Here is a 17,453-nt window from a genome sequence, read left to right as displayed (position 1 = left end):
AATCCCTTCTCCTCAAAACGATGCATCTCAATTATGTTAGTTTTTTCACAATTAAAGAATACTCCCGATATATTTTTTTGTCAACACGATTATATATTTTTTTATATAAAAGGAATTCAAAAAAGCAGTCCCTTCGTCGAAAGGACTGCTAGTTATCAAGCATTTGAGCAACAAAACTTTTTTGTCGAAAATATATTTTTAATCAATCGTTTCTTCGACCGCTTTTAAATGCGCCAGTAATTTTACATTATTATTGATTTTGGCATACGCTCGTGCATCGTGTAACATTTCCAAAATTGTTTCTTTCGGCTGTTGTTCACGAATGGCATTTTCGGTCAGTTGGGCTGCCGCGCGAGCCAAGTAGTAGGTCAAATGATTGTCGGAACAAATCGCCAACACATAATTCAACAAGGTATCACTAGTTTCCAAATCATCGACTTTGGCATAAAAGACGCCGCAATGAAAGACGATGTTCAACACCCGCCACGTGTCTTCGATCGTTTTGATCGGATAGGTATAAATTTTCTCAAAGACCTTCGTCACATAAAACTCAGCCTTTGCCCATTCTTCTTCTCTGGCATACACCAAACCGATCCCAGTATACGCTAAGAGATCAAACAATTCCTCCGCCGTTTCATTCATCAATAACTGATCGAATTGAAACAGGACATCGGTAATCGCCGCTTCATTAAAAATCATTTCAAAGCCTTTTAAATAATCATATTGCGCTTTTAAAGCTGGTTCATCGATCAGCTTCACTTCGATTTGACTTAACAATGCAGCCAACTGTTCATACTCGCTCGTGATCAAGTAGAATTCGGCTTTTGCCAATTCTTCTTTGATTTTGGTCGTTGCGACATTCATGGAAGAAAACAAGTCGACCAATGGCAAGCCGATCCGATTACACAATTTGATCAAAATTTTGAGGGACGGTGCTTGACCGTTGTTTTCAAATTTACTCAAAGTGGCTTGCGTACAGATTCCTTCCGAAAGTTCTTGCTGCGAGAAGCCCGCCTGTTTCCTCGCTTCAATAAATCGTTCAACATTCATCGCCTTGCTCCCTCCCATTGTCGATAAAACACTTCTTTTTTTTCGTAAGCTGTCCTCAACTGCTGGGTCGGCTTGTCACAGATGCTGCGTTTTTCTTAGAAAAATCACCTTTTGCGATGGCTTTGTCCGTACAATAGTGGCCTTTGCCATGGGTCTGACGGACTTCCGCCAGTTTTTCTTGGATCATCTCGAGGATCACCATGAGGTTGTCTTCATTGGCAACAAAGTCCAATTGATCCCCATCAATTTGCATTTTCGGACAAACGTCAAAGTTTTCATACCATTCATCGTATCGCTGATTCAACTCTTTGTAATAGTCGTACAATGTCGGATCGTTGGCAATTTGTTCATAGGAACGACCACGTTTGTTGATCCGTTCAATCATTGTATCCAAGGAAACCTTGATATGAACCATTAGATCTGGATGCTTCAACGGCGCTGATTCTTCCAATTCCCGCAGCATCGTGTTCAACAGGTTATCGTATTGTTCGACTTCCATCGGTGCGATTCGACCTAGATCCGCATTTAGATGAAACATCAAACTATCCTCATAGATGGAGCGGTCAATGACATTGTCATCATTGGACAAAGCTTCCCGCATCCCTAAAAAGCTTTTGTTTAAGAAAAAAATCTGCAATAAAAAGGCGTATCGCTCTGGATTGGAATAAAACAATGGCAGAACATCGTTGTCCTCCACGTTTTCATAGAAAGGCTTCGACGCCATTTCCTTCGATAAAAAATCAGTCAAACTGCTTTTTCCTGCCCCGATCGTTCCTGCGATTAATAACACATTCATCATCCTTTATTAAATATAGTCACCGACAAAGGCTCGGTGCGCCATCGCTTCAAAATCATACGCTGTTCGTGCCGCCAGATCAGTCAAATACGCTTGCACCGACTCCGTCAACATCAGATTGACCGCCGCGGCTTTTTCCTGAAAAGCGATTACTGGGTTATTTCGTACGTGTGCTGCGCCGATTTCAAAGGCTGTTCCCGGATCGGCGATCCCTTCATGGTCATCCAAAACGGCAACGACGACGTCGGCTCGTGTCAATTCCAGCATGTCTTTTTCGAAAATTTCTCTTGCCCGTTCTGGTGTATTGGGTTCAGATGAACCTTCTTGATACAAGCGCGGCGAATAGACCGCCAAGGGCTGCGGGTTTTCAGCTAAACTGCGTTCTACTTGTTTGAGTCGGTCGACTTGTTCGTTTGAAAAAAACGGTCCCGCTAAATAGACATGCTTCATCCTGCCAAGCACTCCATTCCTGACCCCTTCGCAGCCAATCGTCGGATCAACGACTCAACGTCAGATAGGAAAAAGAGCGTTTCAGATAGTTCAGCCCAAGCAAAGCTGGAAGCTTCAAACATTTTTAGCAGCGGCTTTAGTCCATCATTTAAGCCTTCGGTCATCAACACACCGATCGGCTTGCCTGACAATGGCCCAAGAGTCGTAAAAGAGCATACTGATGACAACTCCTCTAGTGTACCAAATCCACCAGGTAATACAAGGTAGGCATCGCTCATTTCCAGCAATTGTTGCGTTTGTTCCTCCCTCGTATCCGTATAGAACTCAGTATAGGTGCTTGATCCAGTGACGATTGGCGGCAATTCTTCTGCAAAGGAACCTGATGGATAGATCCCTGTCACTGCGCCTTCTTTTTCAAAGACCCCTTTCACGATCTCCCTCATCAAGCCAGCCAAAGGGCCGCAATAAACCAACTCGATGTGATTTTTTGCCAAGGCATTGCCGATGGCACGAGCGGTCTTTGCCAACTTTTTCTCATTTTCTAAACGGGTGCCGCAACATACAGTTACTCTCAAAAACAACAGCTCCTTCTTCACTACATCTGCTATTTTACACAATCTATTAAAAAAGTAAATACTACATATTGTGCTTTATTTAGATAAAAATCGATCTATTCACTATATATTGTATATATCCATTTACATCTTTTCGCTTTCCCTTAAACGTTACAAACTTTGAAAATAGCAGATAAGAAAAAACAGAATCAGCTTCCATCGATTGCCTCAGTCCTCTTTCATCCCACATAAAAAAACACGATGCAGGTAGGCTCGTGTTTTTTTATCCATCACTTTTTTTCTCTTGTCCAAGCAAAATTTAGCAAAAACCTGTATAAAAAAATTATTTTTCGTCGGTGGCTGCTTTCAGCTTTTTCAAATCCTCTTGCTCGACAAAAAAGGTCACTTCTCCTGTTTCTAAATCGACAGATGCTTTGACTTCAACTCCTTTTGGGAAAAACTTGCTGGCATCGGTCTCGATTTTCAAACGCATCGTTCCATCTTTCAATCCAGCGCCATAGGTCATCGTACGAAAGTTCTTTTTCATTCCTGCTCGCTCCTTTTTTAATAGCTCATCGACACTGCACCCATAAAGGGTACTCAGTTTTAATAAATTCAAACTGTCTGGTACCGTCTTGCCGGTTTCCCAATTTGAGATCGATGTACGGGTCACTAAAATTTTTGTTGCTACTTCTTCTTGGCTCATTTGCTGTGTGACTCGATGGTTCTTTAATGCTTCCCCAATCGTCATCTTGGCCTCCTTCTTCTACCTTAACGCAGACCTGCTGTGGTTTCTGCTCAAATCCATTGATATTACGGCATTGTCAAACAGTTTTGACAGGATTTTCTTTAACGAACTCTCCGTGATAGCGGTTTTCTTTCTATCATAGATGAAAAAAGAATAAATGACTAGAGAACCGCTTATTGAGTGATTTCGGCATAATACGTATCTGAGCTTTCTACAACCTTAAACCAGATTCCATTCAATTAACGTCTTAACGCAAAAAATCCCAGCTACATGAAGTCGGAATTATTCCATTAGTATTTTTTTGTTTTATAATTTGTAGACCTAATAAATCATAAGGCATTCTTCAGTCTCAGATTTGAATTTGCAAAACACATCAGCCCTTATTGACAAAAAGTCGTAAAAAAAGGAAGCTGTAGATTCCTTCTGCAGCTTCCGCATAACTTTTTTCATTATTTTTTCTATCATTAACCGGATAGTTGATCATGCTGTTGTACTTAGCTGTAAAACAATCAATCCATTCCCGGAACAAAACTCAGTTCCCAATGGATCGTGGCTGTGTATGCAGTCGCCTGTGGTACTGCTCCAGAAGGTACTTCTAGCACAACGCTATCCGCCATTGTTTCTTGATCTCCATACCGTTGGATCCACGTACCGCCGCCTTGATTTACTTCGGCGTTCGCCAGCGTTTGTCTACCAGTGTTGAGTGCTCGGCTTTCCCAGTAGTGAGGACGCATCGAATCGTTGGATCCCGTCGTTACCATATCAATGTTGTTCAGCGAGAGTTCGACACCACGAAGTTTGTGGCCATCATTGCTGACAAAGCCATCCTCTCCGAGACGAGCACTTAACGTCCATCCACTATTTTCTGCTCGCCGATCAGTGACTTGGATAAAGTTTGGTCGTTTTCCACCGAATGTATCCCCTTCAGCATTGTTTAATTGTTGTGGTTGTGCTGAATAGGAGGTTCGGCTTGAACGAATCGGTACCGACCCAAAATTAAATTGTGAAATAAAATCGATACTGATGATGCCGCGATTCACACCCAAATCTGGCGGATTATCCGGATCGATCGTATTGTCAGGTTGCAGTGGATCTTTTGGATCCATATCTTGTATTGCCTCAACGATCACCGTTTTACTTGCCCACTCACCATATAACATAGCATGGGCTGTAACAAACTCTCCCACTTGAAAGCGTTCAAAAGGCTCATACTGTGATAAATCAAATTCATAGTAACCATTTGCATCTGACATGACATGAAAGGATTCAGTATCCTGATTTATTGTTGTGATTGCTGATATCTCTGGCTCAGGGAGTGCTCCCTCTCTTTGAAATCGAATATAGCTGCTTGGTGTCGCCCTGCCAGATATAACACGAGAATTACGAAGAGACGGATCTTCTGTCAAGGAATCGATGGTCACTTCCACGTTAGGAACATGTTCAAAGAGTAAGCGATTTGATCTCGAATTAAAAGTGGTCCTCAAACTTTCCTCTGTAACTGGTAGAAAAGACGTCACACTCGTAACGTTTGTTACGGCATTTGCTGCATTGGAGATATTTGCAGTCATCGAATAAATCGGTGTCCAATGAAAGTTGGACCCGCCACTGATATTCCCATAGTCCCATTGCTTAATCGACTGCCTTCGTGCAGTAACTCCCCCACCGTGGATTAGATTGCCAGTACTCATGCTGTTTAATTTTTGAAGATTGACACGTTTGGCTTCATCTATCACAAATCTAGTAGCATTGTTTGCTCCAGAAAAACCAATAAGATTTTGACCAGTAGCAGTTGTATCCGAACGAATATCCAACGTCGCATCTTTGCCAACTTGAAGTATTCCAGTAGTCCCACTAAAATTCACGATATTCGACCCTGAGCTTGTCTGATTGATCGCTTCTATATCTAATGTACTCCTCTCACCGAGAGTAAGATTATTTCCTGCCGCTACCCAGATGAGGTTGTGCAAATTGCCATTAGTACTCGTGGTGCGCCCCGATGAACGAATATTCACAGTGCTATCTTCCATTAGCTGGATAGTGCCATTGGTTCCATTCATGACAATGGATGCCCCATTGGCTCGTGGGATTAGATTGACCGTGGCACCTTTTCCTACTGTCATATTCCCTTGCAAATTTCGAAAGGAGATATTCGCACCACCAGCCGCAAAGTCGCTAGTTGTAGTCCCCGCTGACTGCAGTGTCAATGTGGCGTTCTCTCCGATTCTTAAAGCAGCTCTTGGATCAGTTGGCCAAACCCCGCTTCTCAAATCGAGATTTCCCGAATTAAAGGTGGACAAAGATACTTCCGCATTTTCTGCAATGTCGATTTGATTGACGAGAAGATTTGCTAAGTTTCGGGTAGCAGAAATGTTCCATGACGGATTAAATATTGAAGTATAGGTAGTTGTTTGGTGTGAACTAACATGACCGGATAGAATGACACTTCCTTCTGGTTCAAGAACCATACGATTTCCAGTGCTTATCACATTGTGGAAACGAAGTCGTGAATTTCGCACATTTTCAGCTCCAGCACCATAAAAATTAAACGTACCGTAGAAACTTCCATGATAGATTTTCATGTTTTGATAAGTGACATCCCAAGGGCTAGTGGGATCATGTGTCACGAACGACATCCCTAATACCACTGCCTGCATATCGAGGGTCAATCCTTTTCCGTCAACAATCAATGTTCTAGATATACGAGGTTCCATAAACCAAATGCCATTATCTCCCCCATTGACGTTATGGAAACCATGATTGTTGTGCATATTAGTTAAACCCGCAGTAGCTGGTTCGGTAGAGTGAAAGCTTCGCTCAAAATAAATGTAATTGACACTAGGATCACTATAGGCGATTAAAAATTCTCGCCAGTTGCTGACCCCCCGCTCAACGATTTCCTGCCCCTCTAACAAATAAAGATTTCCTGAATCATTGGGGTCAAAAGGCAAATCTGGATCAGGTGTTGTAAAGATATCATCACGAGCATGCTTTGTTCCATCTTCTGAATCCTCTACTTCCTCATCCAATTGCTGCTCCTCTACTTCTCTCGGAGTTTCTGGCTCAGCTGTTTTATTGTCTTGCTCTATTTTCACAGCGAGCATCTCATTTTCTACTTGGATTTCATACTCGCCGGTTTCTTCAAAGATCAATGGGAGCAAAAAAGCGCTTAACGGTTCTTTGGACAGAAGATACCATTGCTCGGCTTCTACCTGCTGGATGACGACACCTTCTAGCAGAGAAGATGTTTCGATTTTTGCTTCTGCTGGCAAGATCAGATTGATTTCGTCTAGAGGCTGATTAGAGGTGAATTCGATTAAGACAGTCTCTCCAGGACTACCTTGCTTCGTTGCTGTTGAAAAACCAATTTCAACGTCTTGCTGTTCAGTCCCCGCAGTCTCCAAGGTAGAATACACTGCATCATCTTCTTTATCTTGTAGTGCATAAATCGTATCAATGAAAAAATTTTGAACTATGGGAAACCCCTGCTGAACAATAAACAGCCCGATAAAGATTAATGCCATTACTTTTAGTGTTTTCATTTTCATACTATTGATCCCACCTTACTTTGTTTTTTTTTGATGATCGAGACAACAATGTGCAAGACGACTAAGACAAGTCCGATGATTCCAACAAGCAGTCACCAATTGGTCTCCGGCTAATGGAGACATCTTCATTGTTTAAACGGCGTACGTAAGTAGCATCGATCCGAAGCTCCTTTTTACATTCACACTGCTCCTTTAGAACGAGCAGTCATTGCGGAATAGAATCGATTTAGATTCAAAGCGCCTTGAAAGGGCATATGAGTACTTAGTGCCATTTGCATACCAGAATGATGGCCTTCATCCAAAACCTCATCACTAACACAGCAATTAAAGAATGTCTCGCTTCACAAAAGCAATTTATTGACTGCCTAAGTTAAAAGTATCCAGTGGGTTGAGGATCGTTATTGAGACAGAAATTCGTTGTTTTTTATCACAAAAAAAATTTACTACAGAAGCAACGTTAGGCGTTACTTTAAAAACCTTTTAATACGTCTTCATTGCTGTTATTCATACACGAAGTTTCTCAAACTTACTCTCTTCCAGTATAGTGGACATCGTCCATGAGAAAAAATCAGAATATTCATCGATCAACGAAAATCGTGTTTCAAAGATGGTATTCTCTTCAAAGGGTATAAAAGAACATCAACTTTTTAAAACAAATAACGATACACCTTTTATTCGAAACATAGCAATAACATCCGAGACACTTGTTTTATAAAAATCCACTCCTATATGTGTGAAAATATTCGTTTAAACACAAAAAACTCGTGAAATGATTAAATTCTTCATCTCACGAGTCTGTTTCATCTATTAAAATATGTTTTATTTTTGCATCGAAAAATTAAGTTTCAATTATTGTCATCAGCGGTGGATCGTCACTTCTTTTTTGACTTCCACGGTGATGCGGCCATTTTTGATGACCACTAAACGTTCAGGAATATCGATCAGCACATCGGCTTTTCTCTGGGTATCTAAAAGAATCAAATCTGCGCGGTTGCCAACAGCGATCCCATAGTCTTTGATATTTAATGCTTTGGCGGTATTGGTCGTAATCATTGGCAAGACTGTCGGCAGGTCATCGGCGCCGCCTAAGTGTGCCACTGGCACAGCCAACATAGCGATTTGAATCAAATCCCCATTGCCATAGGGCGTAAAGGCGTTACGAATATTGTTGCTGCCTAAGCAGATATTCACACCAGCATCACGTAATTTGCGAATCGGCGTCACGGCACGGCGAACGTTGTAGGCATCGTTTCTAGCACCTAAGTGCAAGTCGGTCGCAGGCAACGGCATCACATTGATTTGGGCTTTGACCATCAAATCGATGACTTCTGCCAGCTGATTTGGTTCCATGGCGTGCAGCGCAGTCAAGTGTCCTACTGATACCCGACCTTGGTAGCCTTCTGCGATGGTTTTTTCACACAGGTAGACGATCGATGTATCGTCTGCTTCGTCGGCAAAATCCTGATGCAAGTCAATGTCTTTGTCAAATCGTTTGGCGATCTCAAAGATCAAGTCAATGTGTTCATTGGCTGGCGCATCATTGTAAGGAATGCCGCCAACGACATCGGCGCCTTTTTCCATCGCTTCAATCATCATTTTATCCGTCCCTGGGGCTTTAAAAATCCCTTCTTGCGGAAAGGCAACGACCTGAATGTCGATCAAGTCGCGGTATTCTTTTTTTAAGCGCATGATGGTGTCAAACCCAGTGAAGCCTTGTGCTGGATCAAATTCGGCATGGGTGCGCACAGCAGTCGTGCCGTGTAGGATCAGCATTTCTAATGCGCGTTTCGCCCGATCATAAATGTCTTCTTCGGTAAAGGTCGGTTTCAGCTTTGCCGTAACTTGGATCGCTTCTTGCAATGTACCTGAATTATTGGGCTCACGATCGGCGATCAAGGCTTTGTCTAAGTGGATATGGCTTTCGATCAATCCAGGAATCACCACTTTGCCTTTCGCCTCAATCGTTGTTGCTGCTGATTCTTCAATGTTGGGTGCAACTGCGGTGATTTTTCCTTCTGAAATTGCAATGTCTACTAATTCTGCATCGTCTTCAAGACGTGCTTGCTTGATCAATAAATCCATGTTTTCCTCCTATCCATCAGCCAAACACTAAGCCGATGACTAATAATAATACGGCTGCTAAACTCAACCACTTCACGTTTCCTTTGACTACATCCAGAATCGGAATTTGGAAACCAGAAGATAAAGCTTGCATCGTAATGTTGACGAAACTCATTTGACTGCCGAGGCCAACCCCCATCGTTACAAAGCCAAGAGCTAAGACTGGGAAGCCTAATGAAACGGCAACTGGTAGCACTAATGTTAAAACGGAGCCGACATAGGCACCTGCGGGAATCCCAATCAAGACACCCGTCAAGATCGCCACGGGAACGACGATCGCTGCGGGGGCATTTTGTGCCGCACCGGCAATTACAGCAAACGTCCCAGTTTCAGCGATCACGTTGATGAAGGCTAAAAAGATCCCCACTTGGAACAAGCGGGTCAAAATATACGTGGATCCGTCCACCATCGCTTCCACCGATTGATTCATCGAAAAGTCGGTACAGACAAAAATCAACGCCAACGTGACCACCATATAAACTAGCGGCGTAAAGAGGACAAAGCCGATCAGGTCATTGATCAACGGACCAAAGATGACCGCAAAAAGCAAGAAGATCGCAGGCAGTGTCGTTTTGAATAACTCGCCATTGCTTTTGTTTTCGTACTCTTGGTTGGCTGATTCTTTGAAGCCCAGATGACGACGCTTGGTCCCGAAGAATGCCAATAAAATCGCCAAACCAACGAATAATAACCAAAATGGGCGCATTTGATCGACATAAGAAGCGACACTAAAACCGCCTAGTTCAGACACGATACTAGATTCCAAAGAGGCAGGAGAAGTCGTAAAGGAGACCGCTGCCGCTAACGACATCGCTGCGATCAATTCGGGTACCACCCCAACTGCCGCAAATGCTAACGGTGCGATCACCATTGCACTCCCGCCGCCGATCCCAGACATATAAGTCGCTGCTGCCAATAAGATGACAATAAAACCAGCCACATATTCCACTTTTCCTTTGGTCCCTCTTTTGGCTAAGGTTAAGGCCGCCGTATAACTGCCCGCTTTGAAGACCGCCATCGCTACAGCGGAATTGATGATTGGCACCGTAATACTTAACATCGTCGGAATAGCTTCCAACAGTTGCGAATTGGCTTCAGCTAAACTGATCCCGCCAATAATCATCGCCAAGATCCCAGCAATCAAGCCAGCAATGATCATATCTACTTTTTTAAAGAGCAAAACCAGCACTAACACTAATGGAATCAGTACTAGAAATGCTTTGACTCCTGTTGGTGCGACGATCTCATTGATCGCTTCTGCCGCAAACACTGTTCTTTCTGAAAAGATAAAAAGAATGAGAGCCATAAACAGTGAGACGAACGTTCCCTTTTTTTTCATCACATTTCTCCTAACTTATATGAACCTTCATATAATAAATGTTGTGTTGCTATGGGGTGTTGCCGATTGATTTTTCCGCTGATTTTTCTCTGGTGTTTCCCACCTTCTTTCCTCGAAGAAAGGAATCAAGCAAAAGACACCTGCTTTTTCGACCTTTTTCGCCACTTTTTCTTTCTCTATTATAATTCTTGTTGTTAACGCTTTCTTTGGACATTATTCTAAAATAAATCTACGTTTTTTATCCAATTGGCTAAAAGCGCAGAAAAAAGCGCAACTTGTGGAGAAAAGAGCCTTCATTTGATCCTTTTGCCCTTTTCTCGGAGCCTCGCTTTTTTTAGTGATCTTCTGTTTATGATCGTTTTTTTCCTCGGTTTGTCCAGCGTTTCAGCCGATAAAAAAGCATCAGTTGTTTGCGCGCTCGCTTGATCCGCTGGTAGCGCTTTGGCTGCTTCTTGTAAAATGCTTGATGGTAGTTTTCCGCTGGCCAAAACTGCGTGGCCTTGCGGACCTCAGTCACGATGGGTTGCTGATAATAACCAGATTGTGCTAGTTCCTTTTTGGCTCGTTGCGCAAGCACTTCTTGCTCAGCAGTCGTATAGAAAATGATTGGACGATAAAAATTGCCGCGATCTTGAAATTGTCCGAAAGCATCTGTCGGGTCTGTCACTTGCCAATACAACTGTAACAAGTCCTGATAGGTGATGATTTTGGGATCAAAAATGATCTCTACTGCTTCGACATGCCCTGTTGTTCCACTTAGTACTTGATCATACGTCGGATTCGGGACTGTTCCCCCAGTATACCCCGACAAGACGGAAAGAATGCCCGGCTGGTCTTCAAAAGGCTCTACCATACACCAAAAGCAGCCGCCAGCAAAAATAGCCACTTCTTGTGCTTTTCCACCTGTTTCGGTCGGCTCCACCGAAACTTCTGCTGGTTGGGCTTTGCTTGTTTCTTCATTCATTGCCTTTGTCGGTGCTGACTGGCTGATTGTTTGATAAAACTCTGCGACATTCGGGGTCAGATTGTTTCTCATTGCCAAAGGACGCAACGACGCTTCTAGTTTTTCCAAAACCCGCTTGGTCTGTTGGTCTTCAAGGCTATTTGACGATTCTTTTTCGTGTTTGCCTGCTTTTTGTTTGGTCGCCAGCTGAGTTTCCAGTGTATTTTTTGCTTGCACCAGTTGTTCTCGTTCCCACTGTCTCGTGCCAGGATGCAAGATCAAATTATAGATTTCTGACAGCCACGCCATCGTTGTTTGCTTCATCACCATTGCCCCTTTGCCTCATAAAGGAGCGACTCTCTCTCCTTGTTTGGTTGCACTGTACCATAGTTTCGCCGATTCGCCCAATTTGATGCCCAAAAAACGTTCGAGAGAAATCCTCGAACGTTTTTGGCTTTTGTATGGGTTGGCGTATAAATCGTTCAGGATTTTGAGAATGGCGTTGCTATCTTAAAGATTACAAAGGAGTATAATCTTACGGACACACTGTTTATAGAATAAATAAAAACAGCATGGTCAACATCGATAAGATGAGCATGCTGTGTTTATCTACTTACTTTTTGAAATACTGTTCTAACTTTCATCAATAACTCATCAACCAAGTGCTCATGCGCTTTTTCCAAAAAAACACATGCTCTGGCTTCATAATCAATTGTCGTTAATTGATCCAACAATACTTTTCCTGTTGTCTTCATTCCATAATCTGGATTAATACTTACATATAACGGATAATTTCTACTTGTACTAGAAATTGGAGCAACGGTGGCAACGTTACTATAATTTGCAATCATGTCATGACTTAAAACAATATAGGGTCTTTTTCCCGTTTGTTCATGTCCAGAACGAGGAGCTGTATCCAATAACAAAATATCCCCTTGTCTAGGTTTTCTTACCATTTTTCATTCCCTACTGCTTCACCTAAATGTTGAATTACCACATGATTTTTCTCAGCAGAGTAATTTTCAAATAACTCTTCAATCGTTAACTCGTTTTCTAAATTTGCTGCTTCGATGATTAGCCGTTTATGTCCGTTTACTTCTTCTTGTATTATCTTCACTTTGTCATCAGTATGAATGCCAAGATACTCCATAATGTACTTTGGCAATCTAAGACCGTTACTATTGCCCCATTTTTTTATAGGTAGCATTTCCATGCGCGACACCTCTTTCTGTATATACATAGTATAACATATATCGTGACAGAGTATATACATAATTATCCTTTTTGGTCGATTCACCTAAATTCATTTAAAAAGAATTGTTCTTACAAGTTTACACTGCTGTGCTAATAAAAATTTGTAGTATACCAAAATGTCAAATTGCAGGACAATGACTGACATAAACGATTTGATTATAACCACGTTGATACGCTCTTTAGGTATTAACAATATTTGGATGCAAGTAAGTAGTAAACAACAGGGATTGCTGTCCCTCCCCTACTTATTCCATCATGTGTTCTATATTCGATAGCATAGCTAGTTCGAAAAAATAGTTAACTTTCCCACTAATTAGGGAGCCAACAATTTCTTCAATAGGAATACCTGCAAAACCGTCACCCATGGCTTTATCAGAAAATACTGGGTCGTTTACTTTATCCGAATTTATCACTTACATGTACACCTAATTTAAATTTTTCTCTATTTAAAAAAAAGAGAAAACAATAACTCCCACTATAGACTTTTTTTTTTCACGATAATACCTCAAGTGGGGGTTACCATCCATATTTCGGAAAATAGAAGTAGAGGTAATTAAATTTCAAATTTATTAGGTTTTCTTTATCTATTCGAGTGGATATCACGGGTAGTTTTTTATTTTCCCTGTGATATAATAACCTTGCGAAACGATAGAAAGTTTATAGCACTACAGCACAAAGGCGCTCCCTAACCGCGACGAAAGGGAGCGCCTTGTTTATGCTAGTTGCGACTGCTAGCATGTGAGTTGGATAGCAACTTGCTTAGTTATCGTCTTTGTCTTTCTCATCCAACCAGTGAGAAAATAGTTCGATGACTATACCAACAACAATTGGTGCGACAACCAGCGATAGATAAATCATATACACTATATCCTCCACAGGGGGAGTAGAAAGTATTCATGTTACGGAAATTACACACAGTTATTTTTCAAAGACATTAAGTGATGTTCACGCTTCTTCCTTTTGCAATGTCATGATGACAGGACCTTCTTTGGTGATGGCGATCGAATGTTCATATTGTGCACAGTAGCTGCCGTCAATGGTGCGTGCTGTCCAGCCGTTCGGGTCCATCTTCATGCGCCAAGTGCCGGTCGTGATCATCGGTTCGATAGTGATCGTCATGCCTTCTCTCAACCGAATTCCTTTGCCAGGTAACCCGAAATGAGGAAAGAATGGTTCTTCATGAATGGTTGGGCCAATGCCGTGAGCAATAAAGTCCCGCACGACACCATACCCTTTTTCTTCAGCGAAGCTTTGGATCGCATAACCAATATCGCCGACTCGGTTACCGACCTGTGCTTGCTCGATGCCTCTCATCAAGGCTTCTTTCGTTACTTCCATCAGCGCTTGATGTTCAAGTGAAATCTCTCCTACCGCATACGTCCAACAGCTGTCAGAGATTGCCCCTTTGTAATCGACACAAAAATCGACTTTGACGACATCGCCTGATTTTAAAACATATTCTGAAGGGAAACCATGACAAATCTCTTCATTGACACTGATACACGTCGCAAATTCATACCCTTCAAACCCGATTTGAGCGGCTGTTGCCCCTGCAGCTTCTATCTGTTGATGGACAAAGGCGTTGATTTGGTTCGTAGTGATACCGGGAACGATTTTTTCCCGTAGCTGTTCGTGAATACTTGCCAAGATACGACCAGAAGTTTTCATTTGTTCGATCTCTCGTGGGGATTTTAATGTGATCAATAGATGATCTCCTTTCCTTAAATAGCCATTACTCTGTTTCTTTTAATAATACACCTCATCTAGAAATAAGCCATGAGAAGGCACTGTTTCACCAGCTGCTTGTCGTACTTTATCGGCTAACACTTGATCGATCACTTCTGGTGGCAGTGTGCCATCGCCAATGGCAATCAGTGTGCCTGTCAAGATTCGGACCATTTTATGCAAAAAGCCGTTGCCTTTGAAGGTAAACCGCAATAGGTCGCCTTCTGGTGTGATGGTGATTTCATCGATCGTGCGCACCGTTGATTTTTTTGATTTTTTCAATGCAGAAAAGCCGATAAAATCATGGGTGCCGATCAACTTCTCAGCCGCTTGCTGCATTTTTTCCAAATCAAGGGGCTGCGGGCAATGAAAACTAGTATTGCGAGCAAAGACTGATGGGATCGCGTTGTTCCAAACATAATAGCTGTATTGCTTGCCTTTGGCGTGATAGCGTGCATGGAAGCGCTCAGGCACTTCTTCAATCTTGTTGACGACGATGTCTTGCGGCAAATAACGGTTGAAGAACTGCTGCATCTCTGGCAAACTCATTTGATGGGTCGTCTTGAAATTCGCCACTTGTCCTCGAGCATGCGTGCCCGCATCGGTTCTACCAGAACCCACAATCTCAATTTCTTCTCCCGTCAATAATTTGATGACCCCTTCAACTTTTTCTTGAATGGTTTTTTCTGTATCTCCTAGTCGTTGCCACCCTAAGTAGCGCTTGCCGTCATATTCAATCGTTAATTTGATATTTCGCATGGTTGTTGCTCCTTTTTACCGATACTATCGGTGGATAGTTTTTTTCTATTATGGTCAATTACATCAAATTATTAATTAATGATAAGGTTCCCAAAAACTAAAAAATAATTAGTATTATAAACTTAATAGATCTATAGCATCAATAAATGATACTTTTAATAGAATAACCGTACTATCTATGGTATGAATAGTTTAAATAGTACGGTTTGAAGTTAAACTCATAAATTCAAGACCAATTCCAATACAATATGTTTTTGTACAATTCAGCTCTTTCATAAATACTTTCTTTTTTAAATAATTCGTAAGGCTTAAATTCTAAAGTTGATTCCTTCATAAATTTTATAAATCTAGGACTGTTTTGGTATTTCTTTTTATTTAGAGTTTGGGCCAATATATTTTGGCTAAAATATTGTTCTAATTTTATTTCATAGGACGAATCTCCATATGACGTGTTGAAACTTTTTGGTATGAGTAATAGTCCGCCAATATTATTTCTCGTTTGGTTAAAGTCAATTTCACTATCAAATTCTTCAAGATGTTCTTCAAAATGGTTAGCCCAAATATGCTCAATTTCTATTGGATTATTTTTATTTTGTAAATTTAGAATATAATTTGATTCATCGGAATTCTTTGCAACTATTTCTGTAATTAAAGCTAATAAAACTCTTATTTTTCTTCCATTCTGCTGATTTAAAATAGGATATCCGACTAATTCAGGTATATCCAGACTATTATCGTTAATATTCTGCTCTATTTTAGTAACTGTTTTCCCTCTAATTTCTTTACAAAATAAATAAATTGTTGATTCAAGTGAGCTTTGAGAAATTTGAACATGATTCCAAACACGGTAAGATAAAAGTTTTGTCAAATACTTAGATACAATTTTTATTTTTTTGTCTACCACATCATCATCATCTTGATAATCTATCGATGCAAGTAGTGCTGCCGGCTGTAGTGTGAATCCATAATCAGCATTTATAACTACATATAAGAAATCTTTTGTATTTCGATCTAATATAATTTGATTAATTTTATTGTATATACAAGTATAATAACTAATTCGGTCAATAAATTTCATAAAGTCGTTAGATGATATTAAACTCAATTGTTTGCTTTTATCCCTGACCCATCTATGAAACTCGTTACCTATTCTTACAAAATCAGATTGAGAATCATTACCTTGAGATAAAGACTCAGCAAGATGACCTCTAAAATATATTTTAAAGAAGTCAAATTCCGCTTTGGACTTAGAAGGTAACTTTATCTCTTTAAGCATTGCGATTGACCTATCAAACTTTTGAGCATACTTATCACGGTTCTCTTCGTCTATGTGTGCCAACAAATAACTTCTTAACATTTCAACTTGTGTAAGAGACAAACCTCTATCATTCATAGTTTCAAATATTACATAAGCAAACTCATCACTATTAGTCCAAACTTTTGAAAAGACAATTTTTTCTTTTATCCAGTAAATAAAATGTATAATATTACTTTCATTAATATTCTCGTTCCAGCAATCAGAGAAATCTTTATATCTTCCGACAATATTAATTACAGAAATTGGATCATTTTTCTTTACTTCGTAAATGCCTTTTTCATATAGTTCTAACATACATAATCTTCGCTCATCAATTTCTAGATTAAATCTCTTCTTTCCGAAGTCATCACTATATATCATTTGCTTAATATCAGATTCGGGAAATTGTTCCAAGTACTTGTAATTATTATACAAATACATTAAAAACAGGGTAAAGGTAGTAATCCGCTGCTGTCCATCAATTATAGAATTACGGTCATCTTGTTTTGACGATAACACTATCTCTCCCATAAAGTAAGGATCATATGTTCTCACTTTCTCGATATTATCTTTTACGTCCCATTGTCTTAAAAACTCATTCGATAAATCATTGACTAAATCTTCCAATTGCTTTCTTTGCCAAACGTACTCACGCTGATAAAAATCTACATCAAATTTTTCCGAAAAAAGAGTTTTTAAAGGTACTACTAAACTATTTACTTCTTTACTACTCATTCCCTTTCTTTCTCCTCCTACTGATTTTAATATATTTTTCTTCATCTTTGTTTTGAAATCCTAGAATATTTTTGCTTTACTCAAAAGATTTGTAAAATCCACGAAATTTGTCACTTTTATTCTTATTTATTATAGTA

Annotated in this window: 16 protein-coding genes; all 16 read right to left on the bottom strand. The window is 40.6% G+C overall.

Annotated elements, in window-relative coordinates; all coding sequences use genetic code 11:
• Positions 1-198: 198 nt before the first annotated feature.
• Positions 199-1,050, bottom strand: a complete 852-nt coding sequence (locus tag A5867_RS06085) for a helix-turn-helix transcriptional regulator (RefSeq protein WP_170927504.1) — start codon at positions 1,048-1,050, stop codon at positions 199-201.
• A gap of 55 nt (positions 1,051-1,105) precedes the next feature.
• Complete coding sequence (locus A5867_RS06080; protein ID WP_087627120.1) at positions 1,106-1,840, bottom strand: deoxynucleoside kinase; 735 nt, start codon at positions 1,838-1,840, stop codon at positions 1,106-1,108.
• Positions 1,841-1,855: 15 nt separating this feature from the next.
• Positions 1,856-2,296 carry a nucleoside 2-deoxyribosyltransferase gene (locus A5867_RS06075; RefSeq protein WP_087627119.1) on the bottom strand — a complete coding sequence of 147 codons (441 nt, stop codon included), beginning with the start codon at positions 2,294-2,296 and terminating at the stop codon, positions 1,856-1,858.
• Entirely contained in the window at positions 2,293-2,871 is a 579-nt protein-coding gene (locus tag A5867_RS06070; RefSeq protein WP_087627118.1) for an LOG family protein, read from the bottom strand. Before A5867_RS06070 ends, A5867_RS06075 begins: the two co-directional genes overlap by 4 nt.
• Positions 2,872-3,193: 322 nt before the next feature.
• Positions 3,194-3,601 (bottom strand): helix-turn-helix transcriptional regulator, encoded by a 408-nt coding sequence (locus tag A5867_RS06065; protein WP_016613633.1) that lies wholly within the window; start codon positions 3,599-3,601, stop codon positions 3,194-3,196.
• A gap of 506 nt (positions 3,602-4,107) precedes the next feature.
• Positions 4,108-7,143 (bottom strand): WxL domain-containing protein, encoded by a 3,036-nt coding sequence (locus A5867_RS06060; RefSeq protein WP_087627117.1) that lies wholly within the window; start codon positions 7,141-7,143, stop codon positions 4,108-4,110.
• A gap of 858 nt (positions 7,144-8,001) precedes the next feature.
• Entirely contained in the window at positions 8,002-9,225 is a 1,224-nt protein-coding gene (locus tag A5867_RS06055; protein ID WP_087627116.1) for an amidohydrolase family protein, read from the bottom strand.
• Positions 9,226-9,241: 16 nt separating this feature from the next.
• A complete protein-coding gene (locus A5867_RS06050) occupies positions 9,242-10,603 on the bottom strand; it encodes a hypothetical protein (RefSeq protein WP_005225442.1) in 1,362 nt (453 codons plus the stop codon).
• A gap of 349 nt (positions 10,604-10,952) precedes the next feature.
• Positions 10,953-11,876 carry a peptide-methionine (S)-S-oxide reductase MsrA gene (msrA, locus tag A5867_RS06045; protein ID WP_087627115.1) on the bottom strand — a complete coding sequence of 308 codons (924 nt, stop codon included), beginning with the start codon at positions 11,874-11,876 and terminating at the stop codon, positions 10,953-10,955.
• Positions 11,877-12,151: 275 nt separating this feature from the next.
• Positions 12,152-12,502: a type II toxin-antitoxin system PemK/MazF family toxin gene (locus tag A5867_RS06040; protein ID WP_087627114.1), complete on the bottom strand. Its 351-nt coding sequence runs from the start codon at positions 12,500-12,502 to the stop codon at positions 12,152-12,154.
• Positions 12,496-12,786, bottom strand: a complete 291-nt coding sequence (locus A5867_RS06035) for a SpoVT/AbrB-like protein (RefSeq protein ID WP_016621415.1) — start codon at positions 12,784-12,786, stop codon at positions 12,496-12,498. Before A5867_RS06035 ends, A5867_RS06040 begins: the two co-directional genes overlap by 7 nt.
• A gap of 259 nt (positions 12,787-13,045) precedes the next feature.
• A complete protein-coding gene (locus tag A5867_RS06030) occupies positions 13,046-13,213 on the bottom strand; it encodes a PTS glucose transporter subunit IIA (protein WP_087627113.1) in 168 nt (55 codons plus the stop codon).
• Positions 13,214-13,559: 346 nt separating this feature from the next.
• Positions 13,560-13,658 carry a type I toxin-antitoxin system Fst family toxin gene (locus tag A5867_RS17790; RefSeq protein WP_074534955.1) on the bottom strand — a complete coding sequence of 33 codons (99 nt, stop codon included), beginning with the start codon at positions 13,656-13,658 and terminating at the stop codon, positions 13,560-13,562.
• Between the two features lie 87 nt (positions 13,659-13,745).
• Positions 13,746-14,504, bottom strand: a complete 759-nt coding sequence (map, locus tag A5867_RS06025) for a type I methionyl aminopeptidase (RefSeq protein WP_087627112.1) — start codon at positions 14,502-14,504, stop codon at positions 13,746-13,748.
• A gap of 42 nt (positions 14,505-14,546) precedes the next feature.
• Positions 14,547-15,284: a tRNA pseudouridine(38-40) synthase TruA gene (truA, locus tag A5867_RS06020; RefSeq protein ID WP_087627111.1), complete on the bottom strand. Its 738-nt coding sequence runs from the start codon at positions 15,282-15,284 to the stop codon at positions 14,547-14,549.
• Positions 15,285-15,510: 226 nt separating this feature from the next.
• On the bottom strand, positions 15,511-17,361 hold the full coding sequence (locus A5867_RS06015; protein ID WP_212648492.1) for a DUF262 domain-containing protein: 1,851 nt from the start codon (positions 17,359-17,361) through the stop codon (positions 15,511-15,513).
• Positions 17,362-17,453 lie beyond the last annotated feature (92 nt).

Origin of the sequence: Enterococcus sp. 6D12_DIV0197 (genome assembly GCF_002174385.1) — a bacterium.
GTDB lineage: Bacteria > Bacillota > Bacilli > Lactobacillales > Enterococcaceae > Enterococcus_D > Enterococcus_D casseliflavus.
This window is presented reverse-complemented; position numbering and strand designations above follow the sequence as displayed.

Excerpts from the sequence above, each read along its gene's own strand:
- msrA (WP_087627115.1), bottom strand. The coding sequence starts at position 11,876 with ATGGTGATGAAGCAAACAACGATGGCGTGGCTGTCAGAAATCTATAAT.
- A5867_RS06035 (WP_016621415.1), bottom strand. The coding sequence starts at position 12,786 with ATGTATATACAGAAAGAGGTGTCGCGCATGGAAATGCTACCTATAAAA.
- A5867_RS06055 (WP_087627116.1), bottom strand. The coding sequence starts at position 9,225 with ATGGATTTATTGATCAAGCAAGCACGTCTTGAAGACGATGCAGAATTA.
- A5867_RS06015 (WP_212648492.1), bottom strand. The coding sequence starts at position 17,361 with ATGAAGAAAAATATATTAAAATCAGTAGGAGGAGAAAGAAAGGGAATG.
- A5867_RS06075 (WP_087627119.1), bottom strand. The coding sequence starts at position 2,296 with ATGAAGCATGTCTATTTAGCGGGACCGTTTTTTTCAAACGAACAAGTC.
- A5867_RS06050 (WP_005225442.1), bottom strand. The coding sequence starts at position 10,603 with ATGAAAAAAAAGGGAACGTTCGTCTCACTGTTTATGGCTCTCATTCTT.
- A5867_RS06065 (WP_016613633.1), bottom strand. The coding sequence starts at position 3,601 with ATGACGATTGGGGAAGCATTAAAGAACCATCGAGTCACACAGCAAATG.
- A5867_RS17790 (WP_074534955.1), bottom strand. The coding sequence starts at position 13,658 with ATGATTTATCTATCGCTGGTTGTCGCACCAATTGTTGTTGGTATAGTC.
- A5867_RS06060 (WP_087627117.1), bottom strand. The coding sequence starts at position 7,143 with ATGAAAATGAAAACACTAAAAGTAATGGCATTAATCTTTATCGGGCTG.
- truA (WP_087627111.1), bottom strand. The coding sequence starts at position 15,284 with ATGCGAAATATCAAATTAACGATTGAATATGACGGCAAGCGCTACTTA.
- A5867_RS06085 (WP_170927504.1), bottom strand. The coding sequence starts at position 1,050 with ATGAATGTTGAACGATTTATTGAAGCGAGGAAACAGGCGGGCTTCTCG.
- A5867_RS06040 (WP_087627114.1), bottom strand. The coding sequence starts at position 12,502 with ATGGTAAGAAAACCTAGACAAGGGGATATTTTGTTATTGGATACAGCT.